The sequence below is a fragment of the Sorangium sp. So ce281 genome, assembly GCF_051527395.1.
Taxonomy (GTDB): domain Bacteria; phylum Myxococcota_A; class Polyangia; order Polyangiales; family Polyangiaceae; genus Sorangium; species Sorangium cellulosum_B.
In genome coordinates, this window is the sequence record NZ_CP150322.1 from 10,690,417 (window position 1) to 10,711,244 (window position 20,828).

The window sequence follows — 20,828 nt, forward strand, 5'->3', positions numbered from 1 at the left end:
GCGTGGGCGTGGAGGTGATCGTCGATTTCGATGAGGGCGACCCCGATCGGCCGATCGTCGTGGGGCGAGTCTACAACGGCAGGAACAAGCCGCCGGGCGGGGCGAAGACGGTGAGCACCTTCAAGACCATGTCGAGCCCGGCGACAGGGGCCGTCAACGAGCTCACGTTCGACGACACGGCGGGCAAGGAGCAGATCAAGATGCACACGCCGTACAACTGGAGCTCCCACGCGGGCAACGACAGGAGCGAGAAGGTCGACAACAACAGCGACTCCAAGGTCGGCACGGACCGCAGCGAGAGCACCGGCTCGAACCGCCGCACGGCGGTCGGCGGGGACAACGCGGAGGTCGTGGCCGGGAGCGAGTCGGTCACCGTCGGCGCGAACCAGACGGTGAAGGTCGGCGGCAGCCAGACGGTGGACGCGACCGGGGCTCAAGCGCTCAACTCGTCGGCGAGCCAGAAGATCACCGCGCCGACGCAGGAGATCGGCGCGACGGGCAAGCAGTCGCTGAAGTCGGCGAACCTGGCGGTGAGCGCCAGCAGCGCGGCGACGATCGACACGCCGGCGTTCGAGCTGAACGGGACGAGCGTCAAGATCAACGCGAGCGAGATCGTGCTCTCGGCCGGCGGCGCCGAGATCAAGATCAGCGGAGGGGGGGTCGAGGTGAGCGGCCCGCTCATCAAGGTCTCGGGCGGCTCGGTCACCATCACCGGCGACGTCGTGAAGGTCAACTGAGGGCTCGCGATGACCATGAATACCCGAGCTGGCGAGCTTGTGGCCAAGATCCATTACGGGCCGTTCGAGGGGCGTTTCCGGAACGTGCCCGTCGCGCTGAGCGGCGCGCTGTTGACGTCCCTTCTGTTCGGGGTCGCCGTCCACACGAATCGGACCAAGACGCTCGAGTGCGTGCGTCCGCCCGGCGAGGTAGCGACGTGCGAGACGCGGTTGATCGCCCACCTGCTTCCGGCGCTCAGCGAGCGCTTCGATGCCGGCGCCGTGCGCGAGGCGAGATACCGTGACGTGTACGCCAAGGGCTCCGTCGTCGGTGGGTACACGGTGCTCGTGGACGTGTTCGGGCACGAGACGGGCTTCGGCGGCACGACGGTCGAGCAAGCGCGGCTCAACACCGAGCGAATCCAGCGGTTCCTGCAGGGCCAGGACGGCTCCACCCTGCGGATCGAGGTGCTCCCTTCGTACTGGAAAGCAGCATGGATGGCGTTGGGGGTGGTTCTAGCGCTGGGTCTCACGATAACCATCGTCGTCCACGACTGTCGCGATCTCGGGGGGTATCGCATCGAGGTTCGCGAGAACCCGAGCGAACAGCCCGGGACGAGCGCCGCCGCGCGCTCACCAGGCGCGTATCGGGTCCAAGCATACGACAGCCCGAGCGAGGGTTTGCGGTTGCGCGTGACGCGAACGGTCCTCGGCATTCCGCTGCGCGTTCACGAGCTCGTGGTGCCGCCCGACGTCATCGAGGTCGAGATCGAACAGAGACCCGCACCGAATTGGTACATCCCGTGCGGCCAGGCTCAGCCGAGGGGCAGACGTCTCGTCCTGCGGACCGCGACGGGCGCCGCGCTGCCGGTCATCCCCGAGCTGCGCCGGGGTGAGAAGGAGCACGAACGCGCGCGGATCGCCCTCGCGAAGGCCTTCGGACTGCCCACGTCGTGACAGGCTACGGGATCTCGACGCGAAGGGGCATCTTCTCGAGCTCGTCAGTCAGGTAGGGGCGAAGCGCGGGCGCCGAGCCCCTCCACAGCACCGAGAACCGCCCCTCATCCGGCTCGATGAGCACCGTGTGAATGACCGGGTTGGTCTCATTGAGCTTGCCTTTCCGGCCATCGGTCCAGATCTTCGGGCGTTCCGTGGGAAGGCGAAATTGGAGCCGCGGGCGCCTCGGATGGAGGTTGATGAGCTCGATCCGTTCTCCGCCCGTCAGGTACGGGAGCTGGAGGCCGAGCGACGCTCCGCTGGCGTAACGAAAATCGAATTTTTCGGCTATCGGCTTCTCCTGGAGGATGTCCGCGGGCGCGTATCCGCGAGCCGCCTCGGCGACGAGCCCGGCAAACGGCTTGTGCTCCGGAACGACGCCGAAGTAGGCGAGCCTGGGAAACCAGCCGAGACCGACCCAGTCCATGGCCTGGGGCAGCGGCATGCTCGGCCAGTGTTCGATGTGTCCGCACACCAGACGCTCCGGCGTGAGCGGATCGAGCGGGTCCTCCAGGTTGGGGAGCTCTAGAATACCGACCACGTTGAAACCCGGAGAATTTTCACAGGGAGGCAAGGAGTCGGGGAGGAAGAAAAAAAAGAATCTCTCGCTCTTGCCGTCTCTCGCTCCCCGTCTCCCCGCCTCCCTGTGAAATTCCTGCTTTCTCTCGTGGTTTCAATCCGCTTGTCGCTCTAGGGCGACAAGCGAGTTGAAACTGCCTGAAAGGCGCAGAATTTCGAACCGCCAAGGCGCCATAAGACGCCAAGATTTTTGTGTTTTTTTGGCGTCTTATGGCGCCTTGGCGGTTCATTTCTCGATTGATCAACGTGATCGATGTGCCGGAGCGCAAAGGTCGCCTTGCAGAGGAGGGTCAGCGCGGTAGCCCCCGTCCGCGGATGCCACAGGAGGGAAGCGGCCTTCAGCGGACAGCGCGCCACGATCTGCATCCATGGGGAACATACCGGGGAGGGTCGCTCCCGTCAGCGCGACGTCGCCCCCGACGCCGCGCCGAACCCCCGCGCAGCCGCCGACATCGCTTCCGACGCTCCGTCGGGTGCCCGCGCAGCCGCCGACATCGCTTCCGACGCCGCATCGGAAGCCCCCGCAGCCGCCGACACCGCCCCCGCCGCCCCGCCGGGTGCCGTCGCAGCCGCCGGCATCGCCCCCGACGCCGCGTCGGAAGCTTGCTCGGCCGCCGACATCGCCCCCGACGCTGCCGCGCTCGGTTGACGAGCCCGCCTGCTTCCCCTTAGCGTCCACGATCCTCGACGCTCGTCGGCCCTTCACCGGCGGCGCTCGAAGGCTCGAACGAACAACGAGAGGGGAACCATGGCCATCAACACCATCCATTACGACGACTCCCTCGATCTCATCTGGAGCGTCCTGGTCTACGAGGAAGCGCGGCTGCTCAAGGACAAGAACGCGAGCGACCTCGCGTCGGAGGCCGGCGCGCTCGTGGAGCGCTGGACTCAGGTGAACACCGGACAGCGGAGCGCATGGCGCGCCGAGATCGTCGCGCAGGCGGGCATCGACGCCGAGGACGACATGCTCGACGACACCGTCGACGAGCTCGACAACGAGCTGCTCCGGACCTTCCGCGACCGGGACGCGCCGCAGCGCAAGCGCTACTTCAAGAAGGCGCGCCACGAGATCGTGCGCCTCGGGCTGGAGAGCGAGATCGAGGTCGTGCGCGCGTGGCCGGCGTCGCTCAAGACCGAGGGCGAGCCCGCCCTCCAGGCGCTCGGCGCTCGGCTCGAAGGGGACATCACCCGCGGCGACGCCGCGGTCGAGGAGCGGCAGCGCGCCGCCGCGGCCACCGCGGACCAACGCGTGCGCGAGATCGTCCGGTTCGTGGACGACATCAACGCCGCGCGGCGCACGCGCTACGGCCTGCTGATCCAGCGGGCGGAAGAGCGGAGGCTGCCGAAGGACTGGCCGGGAAGGTTCTTCAAGAAGAGCACGCAGGGGCCGAAGAAGGTCAAGGCCGCCCCCGCCGTCGAGAATCCGCCGGCGTAGCGCGGCGCCGCGGCGCTCGGCGCCGCCACGGCGGCGCGGCACCGCAGCCCGCGCCGCGCGGCGCTCAGCGCCGCCACGGCGGCGCGACGCGGAGCCGGGTGAGGCGGCCGGCCTTGACGACCGCAAAGCGCACGCGCTCCTCGTCCCGGAGCTTCGCCCGGATCTCGTAGACGCCGTCCTTGGGCGCGAGCGGCAGCTTGACGCTGCCGGTGCCGACCTTCCGCCCGTCCACGAAGAGCGTGTCGCCCGCGCCGGCGATCACCTCGAGCATGCCCTGCCCCTCGGGCACCTTGTGCCCGGCGGTCAGCGGCAGATCCTCGGGGAGCACCGGGTTCGACGTCGTCTCGCCGATCGGCCCGGCGACAGCCGGGGCCGGCGCGGCGGCGACCGCCGCCGCCACGACCGCGCCCGACGAGCCGGCCGCAGCCGGCGCGGCAGCGCCAGGCGAGGCAGCGGCCGCGGGCTCCGCGGCCGCCGGGCCCGGCTGCTCGGGGGGCGGCGGGGCGCTCTGCAGCTCGTGATCCCGCGACAGCCGCGCGGCCACCGCGAAGACGAACGCCGCCACCGCGAAGAGGACCCACATCGTCATGCGGTTGTCGCGGGCGGGCGGCTGCGGCGTCGGCACGTAGGCCGACGGGCGGCGCACGCGGCGAGGCGTGGGCGACTCGTCGATCGCGGGCGCGGGCGCGGGGACCGCGAGCCGCGCGGCGGGCGGCGCCGCGGGGACCTGGAGCGCCGCCGGCGCCGGCGCCTCGACGACGGGCGGCGGCGGGAGCGAGCCCAGCGTCAGCAGCCGCTCGGGCTTCGGGTACTCGAGCGCGGGCAGCGTGGCCTCCGTCCTGCGGGGCGCCGGGGCCACGCCGGGCACGGCCGGCGTCACGCCCGCCAGCACGGCGGCCTCGATCTGGGAGGTCCACGCCGGGCGCGCGCTGCTCGCGCCGCCTCGCAGCTCGGCGAGATCGCTCGGAACGCGGGGCTTGACCAGCGCGCCGGCGAGCGCCCTCGCGTCTTCGTTGCGCACGCTCGCGAACGCCGTGTCCTCGTCCTCGGCGTCCATGGACAGCACGGAGACGGACGCCGACGACTCCGGCGCCGACGCCGCCGGGCCGGGCACCGGCACCGCCGAGCTCGGCGCCGCCGGGCCGCGCGCCGGCATGGCCGATCGCGGCGCCACCGAGCCGGGCACCACCGTGAGCTGATCGTCGGTGAGCTCGACCGAGGCGCGCGACGACGCGGCGGCGGCGCCGCCGGCGAGCTCCGGCGGCAGCTCCGCGACCGGGGCGGCCCGCTCCGGCAGGCGCCGCACGCCGCGGAGCGTCTCCTCCTCGTAGGCCACGGCGGGGGCGAGCAGGTCCTCTCCCTCGCGGTCGATCACCCGGCGCACGCCGCCGCGGGCCGCGACGTCGTTCAGCACGTCCTCGACGAGGCCCGCGGCGAACTCCCCCGAGGTGATGACCGACCGCGGCGACGTCCCCCGGGCGAGCGCCCTCAGGAGCGAGCGCGCCGGCTCGGGCGTCGCGTCGGCGGTCGCCCCCATCCCCTCCAGGTCGAGGACGACGCGCTCGACCTGCATCAGCGGCGGCCCGTGGAACAGCCGCTGGGCGGCCCGGGCCGCGGCGATCGCGGGCAGGAGCTGCTCCGCGAGCGTCCCCTCGAACCCGGGGCGCGGCGGCGCCGCGAGCTCGCTCTCCGGCAGAGGCGCCACCACGAAGCGGCCGGAGCCGACGCCGAGGAGCGCCGCGAGCACGGAGGGGCCGCGGTGGAACGTCCCGTCCTGCGCCGTCCGGGTCGCGCCGGCGGGGCGGCCGTCCTTGAGCAGCACCTCGTACAGGAACGCGGCGTCCCGGACCGACACGAGCGCGTCGGGCCGGCGCGCGCACGAGAGCGACAGCAGCGTCCGCGCCGTCATGCCGTCGAGCCGCCCGCGGACCTCGCCGCCCGTCGCGATGCGCTCCGCGACGCGCCGCCTGCCCCGCAGGACCTCGTGCACCCGCTGCACGAAGGCCGCGGCGCTCTCCTCCTTGCGGAGGTAGCCGTCGGCCTGGGCGCCGAGCTCGCGGAGCCGCTGGAGCAGGTCCTCCTTCCAGGAGAGCAGGATGACCGGCACGTCGCGCAGCGCGACGTCGCGCTTGAGCGCGCGGCAGAGGGCGAAGCCGTCGAGCCGCGGCATCAGCACGTCGCTCACGACGAGGTCCGGCGTCGTCTGGTACGCGAGGTCGAGCGCCCGCGCGCCGTCGTGCGCCTCGTGCACGTTCGCGCCCGCGGCCCGGAGCACGCCGGCGAGGAACCACGTCACCGCCGGATCGTCGTCCGCCACCACGATGTCGATCGCGTCGAGCGCCGCGTCGCCCGGCGCCGCGCTCGACGCGCTGATCGTGCGCGCCGGCGACCTCGCGCGGATCTCGCTGTGCAGCCGCGAGCGCTCACCGTCGGGCGCGCTCGGCGCGATCATCCACGGGGCGAGCGGCAGCGCGCCCTCCGGCCCGTCCGGCGAGAACCGCACGCCGCCCTGCGAGCGGATCGTCACGAGATCGCGGATGCGCGCCACCGCGCCCCAGAGCGCCGCGAGGACCTCGGCGCCGTCGCCCAGATCCACGTTCGCCCCGCGGCTCCTCGGCTCGGCAGCGTCGCAGAGGCCGCGGCGGAGCTCCTCGGCGAGGCGCGCCCCGAGCTCGTCGAGGCTGACGGCCCCGAACGGCCCGCGCACGGCGCGCGCGGATTCAGCGCGCACGCAGGCCACCGCTGCCTCCGCGGCGGCGCGCCGGAGCGCGTCCGGCGACACGGGCTTCGGCAGCGCGCGCGCGGCGCCGAGCGCCAGGTAGGGGGCCGCGTCCTCCGGCCGCGCGAAGCGGCCGACGGCGACGACGGGGACCAGGTCGGTCAGCGGATCGGCGGCCAGCGCCTCCGCCAGCCCGCGCGCGCCCGGCATGTCCGCGTCGAGCAGGACCAGATCCGGAGCGAAGGCCCGCGCGAGATCGATCGCCGTCTCCACGTCGTCGGTCCGCTCGACCTCGAAGGATGGCCCGACGTCGGCGCTCGCCGGCTCGAGCGCCTGGGCGAGCGGCGCGGCGCCCACGACGAGGACCGTGATCGGCGCGTCGATCGACGCGGCCGGCGCGGCCTCCGGCGCCTCGGCGGGGGCCGCCTGCTCCACGCCGCGCGTCGAGGAAGCGCGCGCTTCCTCTTCCTCCTCGAGCGAGAGCGGCTCGGCGGCGAGCGCGCGGCCGTGGCCCAAGCCCGCGATCCACGTCGTGGCCTGGCCCTTGGTCGCGCCCGCGCCCGCGGCTTCCGGCCGCGCGCTGGCGCTGCGTGCGCTCGGCTGATCCGCGGCGGCGCGCGCGCGGGGCGGCGCCGGCGCCTGCTCGCGCGGCGCGGCGCTCGCGCGGGGCGGCGCCTGCTCACCCATGGCCGACTGCCCCCAGGCCAGGGCGGGCAGCTCCTCGAGCAGCTTCCGCAGGGCCGCCGCGGCCTCGCCGCCGAGCCGCGCGCCGTTCGCAGCGGCGAGCTGCGACTCCCCTTCGGCGAGCCGCTCGGCGACGCGCGCGAAGCGCAGGAGGCGCGCCCCCGCGCCGAGCGAGTGCAGGCGCCGCTTCAGCTCCTCGACGAGCCGCGGCGCATCGCCCTCCGCCTCGATCCGCCGGACCATCTCGCGCAGCTCCGCCACACGGCGACCCAGGTTCGCCACGAACTCGGCGCGCGCTCCGCCCAGCCGCTCGTGCCGAGCCTCGCTCGCTGCATTGCTGCGCGGCCCCGCGTGCTCCACTGCCGTCGATCCTACGCCCATTGGCGGTCCCGTATCACAGGAGGATCGGACACCCGAACTTCTCGGCGATCGAGGCCCCCGCGCCCGTGGCTCCCGGCCGCGCGACGGCGCCCCCGGGTCACCTCACGGCGGCCCCAACTCGGCGGCGATCTGCTCCCGGACCCACGCGCCGGCGGCGCGCGTGCCGAGCGTCCCGCCCACATCGACCGTGCACATCCCCTGGTCGAGCGCCTGGGAGACCCAGCGCTCGATGCGGCGCTCTTCCTCGGGCCACCCGAGGTGAGCGAGCAGCAGCCCCGCGGTGAGCATCGCCGCGAACGGGTTCGCGATGTCCTTGCCGGCGAGCGGCGGCGCCGACCCGTGCACCGGCTCGAACAGCGCGACCCGCGCCGGATCGGACGCGTGCACGTTCGCGCTCGCCGCCATGCCGAGCCCCCCCTGCAGCGCCGCGCCGAGATCGGTCACGATGTCGCCGAACAGGTTGTTCGTCACGATCACCTGGAATTGCGAGGGATCCTGGATGACGTACAGGCAGAGGGCGTCCACGTAGACGTGGTTCGACTGGATCTCCGGATACTGGGCGCGCACCTCGTGGAAGACGCGCAGCCAGAGCTCGTGCGCGTGCCGCATCGCGTTGGACTTGTCCGCCATCGTGACCCGCGTCCGGCCGTTCGCGCGCGCGTAGTCGAACGCCGCGCGGATGATCCGCTCGACGCCCTTCCTCGTATTCACATCCTCGTTGATCGCGACCTCGTCGGGGGTGCCTCGTTTGAACTGCCCGCCCATCCCGACGTAGATCCCCTCGGTGTTCTCGCGGAACACAACGAAGTCGATGTCCTTCGCCGTGCGGCCTTTGAGCGGCACCAGCCGGTCCGACAGCGCGCGGACGGGCCTCACATTGGCGTAGAGGTCGTAGCCGAAGCGCATGCCGAAGAGGATGTCGCGCGCGTGCTCCAGGTTGGGTACGCGGGGATCACCCAGGGCGCCGAGCAGCACCGCCGAGCACTCGCGCTGGATGGCGATCTGGATCTGGTTCGGGAAGGTCGTCCCGTCGCGCAGGTACCGGTCGGCGCCGAGATCGAGCTCCCAGAGGTCGATCGGCAGCCCTGCCCGCGCCTGGTAGAGCTCGAGCAGGAGCTTCGCCTCGGCGATGACGGACGGGCCGATGCCGTCACCGCCGATGATCGCGATTTTCTTCCTTTTTTTGGTTGCCACGAGGTCGCGCTCCCGGTCAGCCGAGCGCGCGTTCGACCGGCACGTACTCCAGCCGGTGGGCCGCCGCGACGGGGCCGTAGGTCACGTGGCCGCCGTGGGTGTTGATGCCGAGGGCGACGGACCTGTCGGCCTTGGCCGCGGCGACGATGCCCTGGTTGGCGATCGCCACCGCGTAGCCGATCGTCGTGTTCGTGAGCGCCCAGGTGCTCGTGTGCGAGACCGCGCCCGGCATGTTGGAGACGCAGTAGTGGACGACCCCGTGCACCTCGTAGGTCGGGTTGTCGTGGGTCGTCGGGCGGCAGGTCGCGATGCACCCGCCCTGATCCACGGCGACGTCGACGACGACCGTCCCTCTCTCCATGCGGCGGATGTGCTCCTCGGTCACGAGCTGGGGCGCCTTGGCGCCGGGCACGAGCACCGCGCCGACCACGAGATCGGCGCGCTCGCACATCATCTCGATGTTCTCGGCGTTGGAGTAGAGCGTCTCGATCGCGCCCCCGAACACGTCTTCGAGGTAGCTCATCGTCTCGGCGCGGACGTCGAGCACGGTGACCTGCGCCCCCATCCCGACCGCGATGGTCGCCGCGTTCCGGCCGACCACGCCGCCGCCGAGGATCGCCACGCGGCCGCGCCGCGTCCCCGGCACGCCGCCGAGGAGCACGCCCTTGCCGCCCCGCTCTTTCTCCAGGCACGAGGCGCCGACCTGAACGGCCATCCTGCCGGCCACCTCGCTCATGGGCCGCAGCAGCGGCAGCGAGCCGTCCTCGAGCTGGATGGTCTCGTACGCGATGCCGGTCACGCCGCGCCTGGCGAGCTCCCGGGTGAGATCCGGCTCGGCGGCCAGGTGCAGGTAGGTATAGAGGAGGAGACCCTGGCGAAAGTGGCCGTACTCGGCGGGGAGCGGCTCCTTCACCTTCACGACCATGTCGGCGCTCCACGCTTCCGCTGCCGACCTCGCGATGAGGGCGCCCGCGCGTCCGTAGGCTTCGTCGGAGATCCCGCTGCCTTCGCCGGCGCCGGACTCCACGAGGACCTTGTGCCCGTGCCCGACCAGGGCCCGGACTCCCGCGGGCGTCATTCCGACGCGGTACTCACGTGTCTTGATCTCCTTCGGGACGCCGATAAGCACGATTGCGCTCCTCTCCTCGCCGGACTGCTGAAGCGAGGCGTGTGCGACGATAGCAGAAACCTGCCCTCGCACGCCGAGCGCCGCCGCGTCAAACGCCGGTTTCCGGGGCGAAAAACACGGAAGATCCGTTCTGAAGCGACGTCTTCGTCGGCCGGTTACACGCCCGCGGCGGCCTCGAGCGCGGCGCGGACGAGCAGCGTGATCTGTCCCGGCGAGGCGAGATCGAGCGGCCCCATCATGGCCTCTGCGTCGAGCAGCAGGAGCTCCAGGGCCTCGCAGTGCGCCGCCAGCGCGTCCTCGCCGCCGTCGCCGAGCCGGACGACCGCGGCCGCGCCGTGCAGGGCGAGCGGCCAGGCTGGCGCGAAGCTCTCCTCGATGGGGAGGCCGACCAGGGCGAGCTCGACCCCGTCGCCGAGCCGGATCACGCCGAGCGGCCTCGGGATCGCCGCCTGCGGCGGAGGCTCGGCGGGGACGATGGCGTCTCCGATGCGGCGGACCGCATGGGACAGCGTCGCCATGCGGCGCGTGCTCGCGGCGATGACGAGGTGGGGCGGCGGCGCGAAGCCGGGGCGGGCCAGGCGGGTCACCAGCGACCGGAGGACCGGCAGGTGCTCCGACGGCGCGAACGGCGTCGTGAGGTCGGCGAGCGAGATGCGGCGGACCTTCCCGGAGGCGGTGAGCTCCATCAGGACCTCGAGGATCAGGAGATCCGGCCCGCTGATCTCGTCGAGCAGCTCGTCGAGGTTGTGCGGCATCTGGAGCAGCGCCGTCAGCTTCTCGGCCACGGCCGCGCGCTCCGCCGGCTCCCCGAGGGGCGCCGGCGGTGAGGTCGTCGGGGTGCGCAGCGCCTCGAGCCGGAACGCGGCCGGCTCCGCGGCGCGGAGCGTGGGCGGCGGCGGCATCGACCCGCCGCGGTTGCCCTTCACGTCGCTGGCCGGCATCGGCGAGGCGGTGAAGTCGGGCAGCGAGGACATGGCGCTCGCCAGGGGCGCGGCGCTCCCTCGGTCCGCCGCGGCGCCGTCGCCGAAGGTCGCGTCGACGCTGAACGTCTCGTGGTCCGGGAGCGGGGGCAGGTCGAGCTCGTCGCTCGCGGGCTCGGTCACCAGGAAGGCCTCACCGGCCGGCGCGAGCTCGGATCGCCGGCGCTGGACCTCGTCGACCTGGCGGAGCGCTTCCATCAGGAGACGGGAGGTCGGCGCCATGATGCGGCGCACGCTCGCCGGTTCGCCGGGCGAGAACGCGAAGTGCCCGTCCCGCTCGCCGAGCAGCCGGTAAAGCGCCTTCTCCCCTTCGAGGCGGCGGTAGACGGCATCGATCACCTCCCCTGCCAGGAGCCGCAGCTCCCCTGCCCCCGTCGGCGTCGTGATGGCGAGGGTGCCGCTCCGGCGGTTCATCGCGAGCAGCTGGAGCAGGTCGACGAGCGGGACCTGCTGGAGGTCTCCGCGGATCTCCTGCGGCACCGTCGGCTTGGAGCCGCGGGGCGACGCCTCGGTGATCCGCGAGACGATGTGATCGACGTCGCCGCGCAGGACCTCGTCGAAGCCCGGATCGCCCTCGGCGCCGTCGACGAGGAAGAGGATCGGGGTATCGGCGAGGTCGGGGAGGGCGGCGAACGCGTCCGCGAGCGCGTTGTCCTCGTCGACCGCCCTGGCGGCGAGCACGACGTCGGGCCGGCGCTTGAACGCCTGCTCCACGGCTTCGAACGCGCCGTTCGCGTTGGTCACGGTGAGACCACGCGCCCTGAGCGCCGACGCGAGCGCGCCGAGCGCGTCCACGTCCGAATCAACCAACAGCACCCTGCGAGACACTGGATCGGCGCCCTCCGAGTCAGCCGAAGACCCGCAGCCCGGCCGCGCGGCCGAGCCGCTCGGCGAGGAAGTCCGCGAGCAGCGGATCGGCGGCGTGGAACCCCTTCACGAACCCCCCCTGATTGCGCCCTACCAGGGCATACGCGCCGTGCTCCGCGAGGACACAGAGCGCCTCGATGTCGTCGCACCCCGGCGAGGCGCGGAGGTCGACGGTGTGCACCACCACGTCGTCGCGCGGCGAGGCCAGCTGCGCCTTGACCTGCGCGCCCAGGCTCAGCCCGTCGTGGTGGGCGACCAGCAGGAACACGGCGCCCCCGCGGAGCGCGTTCCTGACGACCGACGTCGCGAGCAGGATCGTATCGGCGACCGACAGATCGAGCGCGCGGGGCGCCGAGATCGCGGAAGCGCCGCCGGGCGCGGGGGACTCCCGGACGAGGAGGCTGACGATCTCGCCGATGCTCCGCCGGTCCTGAGGGACGCGGTGGACGATCGAGGACTTGGTGGCGTCGGCGCGCCGCCGGGCGATGCGGAGCAGCTGAGCGAGGCTCTGGCCGTCATGGGGGAAGGTGGCGACCCCGACGAGCAGGCCCTTCGGCAGGTACCCGGCCCGCTTCTCGCTCTCGGCGACGTGGGAGAGCATCCGTCGATGGCAGGCGTGCGCCTCGAGCGCGGCCGTCTCGGGCATGAGCAGGTGGAACTCGTTCTCGTCGACGCGGGCCAGGATGTCGGTGTCGCGCACGGCGCGGAGCAGGTGCTCGACGACCTGACCCGGGTTGTGCGTGTTCGCGGGGGGCGCCGGCGTGGTCCTCCAGAAGGCGAGGTCGCCCGGGCGCTCCGGCGCGGCCGCCGCATCCGGCTCGATCACGATGGTCGCGATCGTGAACCGGCGGCCGTACCGCCTGGCCTTGTCGATCTCCCGGCCGGCGACGTCGACGTAGTAGGCGAACGAGTAGGCGCTCGACGCCGGATCCTTCATCGCGGCGCCGCCCGCGGAGCGCTCGCGTTCGCCGAGGAGGGCGAGCGCCGTCGTCGCCTGCGTGGCGAGCAGCTTGACGAGGCCGTCGAGGAGCGGGGCGCGCCGCGGGGTCGAGGCCGCGCTGTCCGGGCGCCTGACCGAGGGGAACGCGGAGCTGCGGCCGGGCTCCTTCTGGAGAAGGAGGTGCCCCGCGGCGAGCCTGCGGAGCGCCAGCGGGACGACGATGAGCTGCTCGCGCCGGGCGAAATCGAGGATGTCGGTCTCGGTCCCGTAGGCGGGCGCGCGGTCGAGCGGCCCCGTCGCCGCGGCGCGGACCAGCTCGCTGGAGCGCTCCCCGGCGGCCAGGTAGACGGCGGCCGCCGCCGCGCCCGTCGCCTCGACGAACACCTCGGCGAGCTGCTGGGCCGCCGCGTTGCGGTCGCGCGCATCGGCGAGCTCGGCCACGCGGGCGATCCACCCGGCAGCGCGCGCGCTGCGCGCGGCTTCCTGCTCGAGCTGCACCCGGAGGGCCCGCTCGGCGAAGCGCAGGCGCACCGAGCCGACCGCGTTCAGCACCTCGTCTCCGCCGAGCGGCAGCAGGAAGAGCCCGGCGCCGCCGAGGGCGACCGCATGGGCGCCCGCCTCCAGCTCCGCCCTCGTCGCCAGCGCGAAGACGGTGGCCTCGGACGCGAGGGCTTTCAGGTGGTGGACCATGGCGAGGCCGGCCCCGTCCCCGAGCCCGACATCGATGAAGGCGACGTCGGGCGCGGCGGTCTCGGCGAGGACGATCCCCTCGGCGAGATCGCCGGCGAGCATCAGCTCATCGGACGTGATGACCCGCGAGAACAGCGTGCGGGTCGCCTCGTCGGCGATGACGGCGAGCACCTTGAGCGAGAACTCGCGGGCCGGCGCCCGGCCAGGACCCCAGACCCCCTCGGGCGAGGCGGTCACGCGATCACCACCTCGCCCGAGAACGCCCGGCGCGCCGGGCCTTGCATGAGCAGCTCCAGGGATCCGGGGGCGACGGTGATGCGCAGCGAGCCGCCCGGCAGCGCCACGCGGAGAGGTGCTCCGTACGGGGCGCGGCCCTGCGCGCACGCCGCGGCCGCCACGGCGCAGGCGCCGGTGCCGCACGCCAGCGTGCGGCCCACCCCGCGCTCCCAGACGGTCACGTCGATGCGCGCGGCCTCGCCGGGGTCGGCCGGTCGAACGCGGCAGAACTCGACGTTGATGCCCTCGGCCGGCGTGGTCGCGACGATCGGCCCGAGCTCGTCGATCGCGTCCTCGGTGTAGGGGTCGAACGTCACCGCGTGCGGGTTGCCGACGTCGACGCAGGCGAACCGGTGCTCCGCGCCGAGCGCTGTGACGACGAGCGTCTCGCCCATGCGGGCCCGGCCCATGCCGACGAGCACGTCGAAGCGATCGCCCGCCCGCGTGACCTCGCACCGCTTGTCGCCGGCGTCGGTCGCGATGGTGACCGCCTTCTGGGGGGTCCCGCGGGAGACGAGGTAGGCCGCGACGCAGCGGATCCCGTTGCCGCACATCTCGGGGCGGCTCCCGTCGGCGTTCCAGACCTGCATGCGTGGCGGCTCGCGCTCGATCACGAGCACGCCGTCGGCGCCGATGCCGAACCGCCTGTCGCAGAGGCGCCGCGCCGCCTCGGCGGTCATCGGGACCGCCTCGACCAGGATGAAGTCGTTGCCAAGACCTTCCCACTTCTCGAACCGGACGACGTTTTCCTTCATCGCTTCGCCTCGGCGAGCCGCTTTCGCGCCTCGGCTTCCTTGAGCCCGCGGACGGCGACGACCTTGCTCCTGCCGCTCGCGCCGAGGGCGATCTGGACATCGCTCCGGCGCACGTCGAGCGCGCGCGAGAGCAGCTTGACGAGCTCCGCGTTGGCGGCGCCCTCCACGGGCGGCGCGGTCAACGCCACGTCGAGCGCGCCCTCGCGCACCCCGACGATGGCCGAGCGCGACGACTTCGGGCGCACCTGGACCGAGATGCGGACGCCTTCGGCGCGCTCGGTGATCGCGAGGCGACTCCAGTCGCCGACGGCGCCGCTCTCCTCGGGTTTGCTCATCTGGCCGGCGGCATCGTAGCGTATCTGGAGCTCACGCGTGGTCCCCGCGAGGCCCGGTGACGTCGCTCTTCGGACGGCGAGGGCCATCGCGAATTTGCCGGTCAGCGGCCTGACCCGCTACTCTTTTCGCCCCGGCCGTGGGTCGGCTCGCGCAGTACGATCCGGCAGGTCGACTTGCATCCGCGGCGCTCGTTGTTCGCTGCTGATGTTCATTTCCGCGGTGGAGGCGTTGGACATGACTGATGAAGGAGAAGGGTCCGTGAACGCAACGCCCAGCCTCGCGAGGAGGTTGTGCGCGCTCGCGCTGCTCGCGACGTCGGGTGGCCTGCTCGGGTCTGCATGCGCCGACAACGAGAGCAGCCTGTTCATCCGCATGCGGATGGCAGAGACGGGGGACTGCAGCGTGAGCTGCGGCCCCAGTGAACCGTTCTGGAGCGAGGACGCGGTGGACTCGGCGTATGCGGGCAGCCACAGCGCGCTGCTCCTGGTGGGCAACCAGATCGTGGAGCGCGGCGACCCCGACGTCCTCCGGACGGAGACGTCCCGCGTCCAGCTCTACGAGGCCGAGGTCCGTGTCGCCGACATCGAGGGCAACGACGTGACGCCGGGCTACGTCGTTCCGATCACCGGCACGGTCGACCCAGGCTCGTCCGGCGACCCCGGCTACAACTGCACCGAGGTCCTCCTGATCGACGGCGCCACGATGGACACCTTGCGCAGGCAGGCCGCGCGGCCCCGGCGCGATATCCAGGTGTGGGCGACGGTGGTGTTGCGCGGCAGGACGCTGGGCGGCCAGGAGGTCGAGACCACGGAGTGGACCTACCCCGTCCGGGTCTGCTTCGGCTGCAGCCGGTGCGTCGACACGTCGGAGCCGAAGTGCTGCTCCAGCTCCGCGGACGAGGAGTGCGAGGACGCCAAGGAGCTCGAGGGCTCCTGCCCTGGCGCCCGGGGCCCACAGGACTGTCGTGACCTCGGTCGGACCTGCGCCGAACACATCGCGAGCTTCGGCCTGTAGAGCGCTCCCCGCAGGCCCCGGCCCGAGCCGCCGTCACCGCGCCGGTCTGGCGCGGTGCACGGGGGCTGCTTCGGGCGACGGCCCTTTCGCAGCCTCGAAGAGGTAGACGAACGGAAGGGCGAGCAGCGCGAGATCGAGCTGCGCCGCGAGGACGACCGCGGTCTCCTTCGAGCGGCCGAGCCCGAACCGCCCCTGGGCGAGCAGCCCTGTGCTCATCCCGTAGCGCGAGTGGAAGTTGTAGCTGCGTCCACCCCAGAAGATGGCGGCGGCGATCCCTGGCTCCACGCCGCGGGCGTCGTCGCTCCACCGGCCGTAGGCGCCGGTGGAGAGGACCAGAGGGAACGAGTCGTGGACGGGCGCGAGCACGGAGACGCCCGCGCCGGTCTGGATCTCATCGAACGCGTGGGTGAGCACCTCGACGTAGGGACCGACGCCGAAGTCGTCGTTGGCAGCGCGGCCGAACAGGACATCCCCGCGCAGCCCGACGTGGAAGACCGTCGCGTCCCACAGCTGCCGATCGAGGCCGACGCCGGCAACGCCGACGGTGACGCCGGCGCTCGCCTGGGGCTCGGCGCGGGCTGTGCCGTGGAGGAGAACGGCTCCGAACAGCGCGGCAACCAAGGCAGCTGGGCGGCCCGCGGTGGCCATGATGGAGCGATGCTACAGGGCGCTGGCGGGTAGCGCGCCTGAATTCTGCTGCACGGAGCTTCTGCCCTGCGTGAGGTCTCCGGAGCTCGTGTTCGGTATGTCGCGTGTGTCGCGTGCGTCGCATCCGTCGCGGGTGAGCCGCTCCGTTCTCGGCGCGCAGCCCGCCCTGCGCGCCTGCGAGCGTTCATGGTAGCGTCCGGGGGCAATGGCGCGACGCACAGTGCAGCTACGGGTAGGAGGTCAGACCTACCGCGTGGTGACGTCCGCGAGCGACGAAGAGCTCCAGCGGCTCGCCGCGGTCGTCGACCAGAAGCTCGCTGCCGTTGTGCCCGCCGGCCGTGCCGTGACCCCCCAGGCCATGTTGCTCGCCGCCATCGCGCTCGCGCACGATCTCGAGCAGGAGCGGACCCGGGCGTCGGTGATCGCGGGGCGCGCGCGGGATGCCTTTGGCCGTATCCTGCAGCGGGTCGACGCGGTCCTCGGCGCCGGTCCCGAGTCGCCCTCGTCCAGCGGAGCGAACGACAGCACGCGCTGAGCTGGAGTGGCCGTACCTGGCTGGGTGCCGCTGAGCGCCCCTGCCGCTGACTGGAGATGGCATGCCTGCACCCATCGATGAAGCTTTCCAGGCCCTCGCCCCGACGCCTGGAGGCGCGAACGCCCTTCGCCATCTTCAGGACGAGCTCTCCGAGATGGAGCGCGCGGGCTTGCTGCGCACGCCTCCTGCTGCCCCGGCTTCCGCCCGGCTGCTGGTCCTGTGCTCGAACGACTACCTCGGCTACGCCGGGCTCGCCTTGCCTTCCGAGGTCGGAGCCGCGAGCGGCGCGGGGGCGTCCCGGCTGGTCAGCGGGACCCACGAGGCCCACCTGATGGCCGAGCGGGAGATCGCCGCATGGCTGCGCGTGGAAGCGGCGCTGCTGTTCTCCTCGGGGTATGCGGCGAACGTCGGCACAGTCGCTGCGCTGGCCAGGCCGGGAGATGTCGTCGTGTCGGACGCGCTGAACCACGCGTCGCTCATCGACGGGTGTCGTCTTTCGGGGGCGACGGTCGAGGTGGTGGGCCATGTCGACGTGGAGGCGGTGGAGAGCGCCCTCGTGCGGGCCGGGGGCGCGCGCCGCCGGTGGGTGGTGACCGAATCGCTCTTCAGCATGGATGGCGACGCCCCCGACCTCCGCCGCCTCCGTGAGCTCTGCGATCGGCACGATGCCGCGTTGATCGTGGACGAGGCGCACGCCCTCGGCGTCTTCGGACCGCGCGGGGCTGGCCTCTGCGCCGAGGCCGGGGTTCGCCCCGACGTGCTCATCGGCACGCTCGGCAAGTCGCTCGGGCTCCACGGCGCCTTCGTCGCGGGCTCCTCGACGCTGCGAACCTACCTGTGGAACCGCGCCAGGAGCTTCGTTTACTCGACCGGCATCAGCCCCGTGCTGGCGCTCGCCGCGGTGGAGCGGGTCCGGCGCGCCGCCGCGGACGACCCGGCTCGGGCGCGTCTGGCGATGATCACCCGCCGGCTTCGCTCCGGTCTGCTGGCGCTGGGAGCCGAGCTGCTTCCTGGCTCGTCGAGTCCGATCCTGCCCTGGCTTCTGAAGTCGCCGGGGGCCGCGGTCGAGATGTCTCGTCGCCTCGCGAGCGAGGGCGTCCTCGTCCAGGCGATCCGGCCGCCGACGGTGCCGGCGGGTACGTCGCGGCTCCGTATCGTGGCGAACGCGTCGCTCTCCGAGGCGGACGTCGAGCGCGCCCTCGCAGGATTCCGGGAGGCGATGCGATGAGCGGACATCCTGTTTCACGTGAAACAGGACGGATCCGGGTCGTGGTGGTCGGAACCGGGACCGGGGTGGGCAAGACGCACGTGTCGGTCGCGCTGGTCGCAGCGCTGGCAGCTCGCGGCGACAAGGTCTGCGGCCTGAAGCCCATCGAATCGGGCATCGACGGCACCACGACGACCGACGCCGAGCAGCTGGCGCTCGTCAGCTCGGTCCAGCCCGAGCCAGCACCGTACCGCTTCGCCGAACCGATCTCCCCTCACCTGGCAGCGCGCCGTTGCGGACACGCCGTCTCGCTGGACGTCGCCGCCGCGTGGGTCGACAGGCAGTCCGCTCCCCTCGCGATCGTGGAGAGCGCCGGCGCGCTCCTCTCCCCGCTCGGACCAGGACTGACGAACGCGGACCTCGTGCGCGCGCTCTCCCCCGATGCCGTCGTGCTGGTCGGTCTCGACCGGCTGGGCATCCTTCACGAGATCGCTTGCTGCACGCTCGCCCTCCGCGCGTTCGCCCCTGATCTTCCGCCAGCCGTGATCGTGCTCAACCCGCCGACAGTGCCCGATGCGTCCACCGGCACGAACGCGGGGGAGCTCGCCGCGCTCGGCATCGCTGCCGGCGCTGTCGTGATGCCGCGCGCCGCTCCAACCGCGCCGGCGTCGCTCGCCGCGGCGCAGGTCGCCCTGGCGCGTCTCGCGCTGTCGTAGCGAGACGTCGTCACGTTCAAGGGGTGAGCAGCCCCGAGGTCGTGAGCGATCAGGCCGGGCTACCGGACCCGAGCACCTGGTTCAGGAAGCGCCGGTGACGACGCGACCCCGCTCCAGCACCAGACGGGCGGCCGCACGCTCCCGGAAGACCTCCGGCTCGTGGGACACCACGACCACGGCGGCGCCTCGCGCCACCTCCGCGTCCACGACCGCGAGCAGCCGCGCCACCCCTGCCCGGTCGAGGCCCGTGGTCGGCTCATCCAGCAGCACCAGCGAAGGCTGGTGCACCAGGGCTCTCGCGAGCGCGATCCGTTGTCGCTGGCCGCGCGAACACGTGCGAAGCGGCCTCAGCGCGAAGCTCCCGAGCTCGAAGCGCTCCTCTGCATGACGCCAGGCCTCGTGCGCGTCGAGCCCGTGGAAGCCGGCCGCCAGCTCGACGTTCTGCCGACCGGAGAGGTCCGGGTACGCCAGCGACTCATGGGACAGCCACCCGATGGTCCCGCGCGCCATCGCGGCATCGTCGCCGAGCGGCTCGTAGCTCACCGCGCCCGACGTGGGACGGATCACGGTCCCGAGGATCCCCAGCAGCGTCGACTTGCCCGACCCGTTCGCCCCCTCGATGAGCGTCAATCGCGCTGCCTCGATCGTCGCGTTCACCCCACGCAACGCCGCCGTCGGGCCGTAGGTCTTCACGACGCCACGGGCCACCACGCGCTCGATCGTCCTCACAGCGCTCACCTCGCTCCTGCGCTCGCGTTCCCGTCAGCTCTCGTCGCCGCCTCGAGCGCGACCTTCGCCCAGAACGACCGTGGTGATGTCCTCCGGGAACGCCGGCGGATCAACGACAGTCGCCTCGGAATCGTCGGAGAGCTCCGCTTCCGCTTCGAGCGGGCTCAACGACGGGATCGTCGGTCGATCTTCCGACTCATCGTCTCGAGACTGCCCGTCGTCCGTCTCCGCGACCGGCTCGCTCGGTCTGCGCACAGCGCCCCCATCGGGCCGTTCGTCGATGACATCCTGAACGACAGCACGCTCCAGCCGGCGCTTCTGTGACACCGGGACCTGGTTCTTGAACCGCCGCAGCCCTTCCAGGAACTCCCGCGCGCTCTGGAATCGTTCATCCCGCGCCTTCGCCAGGGCGCGATCCACGAGGCGCGAGAGGCCGGGCGGAATCGTCGGATCGAGCTCCGTCATCGGCCGGTGCCACAGCGTGAGGATCTGGACGAGCAACGCATTGTGGTTGCGGGCGACGAACGGACGCTGGCCTGTCAGCGCCTCGTACAGGATCACGCCCGCAGCCCACAGATCGAGCCGGCGGTCAAGCTCCACGTCCCCCCGTGCCTGCTCGGGCGCCATGTAATACGGCGTGCCCATCACCATGCCGGTGCGGGTCAGATCCGTCATCGCCCCATCCATGCCCGAGGCCTGGGAGATGCCGAAATCGAGCAGCTTGGCCACCGGCAACATGCCGGCGCGCTCCGAGAGGAAGATGTTCTCCGGCTTCAGATCACGGTGGACGACCCCGCGATCATGCGCCGTCACCAGCGCCGAGAGCACCTGAAGCATGATGTCGACGAGCTCGTTCGGCGGAACGACACCACAGCGCTCGATCCGCTGCGCCAGCGTCTCCCCGTGGAGACGCTCCATCACGAGGTAGGGGCTGCCGTCAGGGAGCCATCCCATGTCGTACACTTCACAGATGTTGGGATGACCGATCCGCCCGGCGACCCGCGCCTCGTGCTCCAGCCTCGAGATGGCCTCGCGCTTCTGGGTGTCCCGCGGATGCATCACCTTGACAGCGACCAGCCGCCCGATCTGGAGGTGCTCCGCCTCGTACACAGCGCCCATGCCGCCCTCCCCGATGATGGCGGTGACCGCGTACTTGTCGCCGATCACGTGGCCGAGCAGCGAGCGCCCGGAAGAGGTCGGGCTCACGCCGCGGCTCCCGGGCCACGCCGGCGTCCGCGAGCCCGCCACGGCAGACGACGGAGCGCGTGACGCGAAAGCCCGCTGCTCCGCACCCGGCGTCAG

18 protein-coding genes are annotated in these 20,828 nt (G+C 72.4%); 7 read left to right on the forward strand and 11 right to left on the reverse strand.

The genetic code is table 11. The annotated features are described in order from the left end of the window. The first annotated feature begins 2 nt into the window (after window positions 1–2). Together WMF27_RS40885 and WMF27_RS40890 are read left to right on the forward strand one after the other, a co-directional pair. Window positions 3–737 carry a bacteriophage T4 gp5 trimerisation domain-containing protein gene (locus WMF27_RS40885; protein WP_437763481.1) on the forward strand — a complete coding sequence of 245 codons (735 nt, stop codon included), beginning with the start codon at window positions 3–5 and terminating at the stop codon, window positions 735–737. A gap of 15 nt (window positions 738–752) precedes the next feature. Then, entirely contained in the window at window positions 753–1,673 is a 921-nt protein-coding gene (locus WMF27_RS40890; RefSeq protein ID WP_437763480.1) for a hypothetical protein, read from the forward strand. 4 nt (window positions 1,674–1,677) lie between these two features. Here WMF27_RS40890 and WMF27_RS40895 read toward each other — a convergent pair whose 3' ends face one another. Continuing rightward, window positions 1,678–2,253: a DUF2169 domain-containing protein gene (locus tag WMF27_RS40895; RefSeq protein ID WP_437763479.1), complete on the reverse strand. Its 576-nt coding sequence runs from the start codon at window positions 2,251–2,253 to the stop codon at window positions 1,678–1,680. Between the two features lie 786 nt (window positions 2,254–3,039). Here WMF27_RS40895 and WMF27_RS40900 point away from each other — a divergent pair. Then, a complete protein-coding gene (locus tag WMF27_RS40900) occupies window positions 3,040–3,726 on the forward strand; it encodes a hypothetical protein (protein ID WP_437763478.1) in 687 nt (228 codons plus the stop codon). A 64-nt stretch (window positions 3,727–3,790) separates the two neighbouring features. Here the strand turns inward: WMF27_RS40900 and WMF27_RS40905 are convergent, their stop codons facing one another. From WMF27_RS40905 to WMF27_RS40935, 7 genes are all read right to left on the reverse strand, one after another. Continuing rightward, window positions 3,791–7,489, reverse strand: coding sequence for a response regulator (locus WMF27_RS40905; RefSeq protein WP_437943475.1), 3,699 nt, complete (start codon window positions 7,487–7,489; stop codon window positions 3,791–3,793). Window positions 7,490–7,612: 123 nt separating this feature from the next. Beyond that, a complete protein-coding gene (locus WMF27_RS40910; RefSeq protein ID WP_437763476.1) occupies window positions 7,613–8,704 on the reverse strand; it encodes an isocitrate/isopropylmalate dehydrogenase family protein in 1,092 nt (363 codons plus the stop codon). A gap of 16 nt (window positions 8,705–8,720) precedes the next feature. Continuing rightward, a complete protein-coding gene (ald, locus tag WMF27_RS40915) occupies window positions 8,721–9,833 on the reverse strand; it encodes an alanine dehydrogenase (RefSeq protein ID WP_437763475.1) in 1,113 nt (370 codons plus the stop codon). A gap of 155 nt (window positions 9,834–9,988) precedes the next feature. Then, window positions 9,989–11,629: a DUF4388 domain-containing protein gene (locus tag WMF27_RS40920; protein WP_437763474.1), complete on the reverse strand. Its 1,641-nt coding sequence runs from the start codon at window positions 11,627–11,629 to the stop codon at window positions 9,989–9,991. Between the two features lie 31 nt (window positions 11,630–11,660). Further along, window positions 11,661–13,547: a diguanylate cyclase domain-containing protein gene (locus WMF27_RS40925; protein ID WP_437763473.1), complete on the reverse strand. Its 1,887-nt coding sequence runs from the start codon at window positions 13,545–13,547 to the stop codon at window positions 11,661–11,663. Beyond that, the gene (gene dapF, locus WMF27_RS40930; protein WP_437763472.1) at window positions 13,544–14,341 is read right to left on the reverse strand and encodes a diaminopimelate epimerase; all 798 of its coding nucleotides are present in this window, start codon (window positions 14,339–14,341) and stop codon (window positions 13,544–13,546) included. The genes WMF27_RS40925 and dapF overlap by 4 nt, the downstream gene beginning before the upstream one ends. Continuing rightward, complete coding sequence (locus WMF27_RS40935; RefSeq protein WP_437763471.1) at window positions 14,338–14,676, reverse strand: DUF167 domain-containing protein; 339 nt, start codon at window positions 14,674–14,676, stop codon at window positions 14,338–14,340. The genes dapF and WMF27_RS40935 overlap by 4 nt, the downstream gene beginning before the upstream one ends. Before the next feature lie 259 nt (window positions 14,677–14,935). Here WMF27_RS40935 and WMF27_RS40940 point away from each other — a divergent pair, with 259 nt between their 5' ends. Continuing rightward, window positions 14,936–15,691 (forward strand): hypothetical protein, encoded by a 756-nt coding sequence (locus WMF27_RS40940; RefSeq protein ID WP_437763470.1) that lies wholly within the window; start codon window positions 14,936–14,938, stop codon window positions 15,689–15,691. A gap of 33 nt (window positions 15,692–15,724) precedes the next feature. Here WMF27_RS40940 and WMF27_RS40945 read toward each other — a convergent pair whose 3' ends face one another. Next, window positions 15,725–16,339 carry a hypothetical protein gene (locus WMF27_RS40945; RefSeq protein WP_437763469.1) on the reverse strand — a complete coding sequence of 205 codons (615 nt, stop codon included), beginning with the start codon at window positions 16,337–16,339 and terminating at the stop codon, window positions 15,725–15,727. Between the two features lie 205 nt (window positions 16,340–16,544). Between WMF27_RS40945 and zapA the strand changes: the two genes are divergently transcribed. The 3 genes from zapA to bioD all read left to right on the forward strand — a co-directional run bounded on the left by zapA (window position 16,545) and on the right by bioD (window position 18,797). Next, a complete protein-coding gene (gene zapA / locus WMF27_RS40950; protein WP_437763468.1) occupies window positions 16,545–16,874 on the forward strand; it encodes a cell division protein ZapA in 330 nt (109 codons plus the stop codon). Window positions 16,875–16,935: 61 nt separating this feature from the next. Next, window positions 16,936–18,102, forward strand: coding sequence for an aminotransferase class I/II-fold pyridoxal phosphate-dependent enzyme (locus WMF27_RS40955; RefSeq protein ID WP_437763467.1), 1,167 nt, complete (start codon window positions 16,936–16,938; stop codon window positions 18,100–18,102). A gap of 41 nt (window positions 18,103–18,143) precedes the next feature. Beyond that, window positions 18,144–18,797 (forward strand): ATP-dependent dethiobiotin synthetase BioD, encoded by a 654-nt coding sequence (gene bioD / locus WMF27_RS40960; protein WP_437763466.1) that lies wholly within the window; start codon window positions 18,144–18,146, stop codon window positions 18,795–18,797. Between the two features lie 81 nt (window positions 18,798–18,878). On the opposite strand, the gene WMF27_RS40965 is transcribed toward bioD, so the two are convergent. Together WMF27_RS40965 and WMF27_RS40970 are read right to left on the reverse strand one after the other, a co-directional pair. Then, window positions 18,879–19,535 carry an ATP-binding cassette domain-containing protein gene (locus WMF27_RS40965; protein ID WP_437763465.1) on the reverse strand — a complete coding sequence of 219 codons (657 nt, stop codon included), beginning with the start codon at window positions 19,533–19,535 and terminating at the stop codon, window positions 18,879–18,881. Window positions 19,536–19,559: 24 nt separating this feature from the next. Further along, window positions 19,560–20,732, reverse strand: a complete 1,173-nt coding sequence (locus WMF27_RS40970) for a serine/threonine-protein kinase (RefSeq protein ID WP_437763464.1) — start codon at window positions 20,730–20,732, stop codon at window positions 19,560–19,562. Between the last annotated feature and the right edge of the window lie 96 nt (window positions 20,733–20,828).

Bases quoted from the DNA above. Each gene is read 5' to 3' on its own strand.
- WMF27_RS40955 (WP_437763467.1), top strand. From the start codon at position 16,936: ATGCCTGCACCCATCGATGAAGCTTTCCAGGCCCTCGCCCCGACGCCT.
- WMF27_RS40935 (WP_437763471.1), bottom strand. From the start codon at position 14,676: ATGAGCAAACCCGAGGAGAGCGGCGCCGTCGGCGACTGGAGTCGCCTC.
- WMF27_RS40945 (WP_437763469.1), bottom strand. From the start codon at position 16,339: ATGGCCACCGCGGGCCGCCCAGCTGCCTTGGTTGCCGCGCTGTTCGGA.
- zapA (WP_437763468.1), top strand. From the start codon at position 16,545: ATGGCGCGACGCACAGTGCAGCTACGGGTAGGAGGTCAGACCTACCGC.
- WMF27_RS40890 (WP_437763480.1), top strand. From the start codon at position 753: ATGAATACCCGAGCTGGCGAGCTTGTGGCCAAGATCCATTACGGGCCG.
- WMF27_RS40900 (WP_437763478.1), top strand. From the start codon at position 3,040: ATGGCCATCAACACCATCCATTACGACGACTCCCTCGATCTCATCTGG.
- dapF (WP_437763472.1), bottom strand. From the start codon at position 14,341: ATGAAGGAAAACGTCGTCCGGTTCGAGAAGTGGGAAGGTCTTGGCAAC.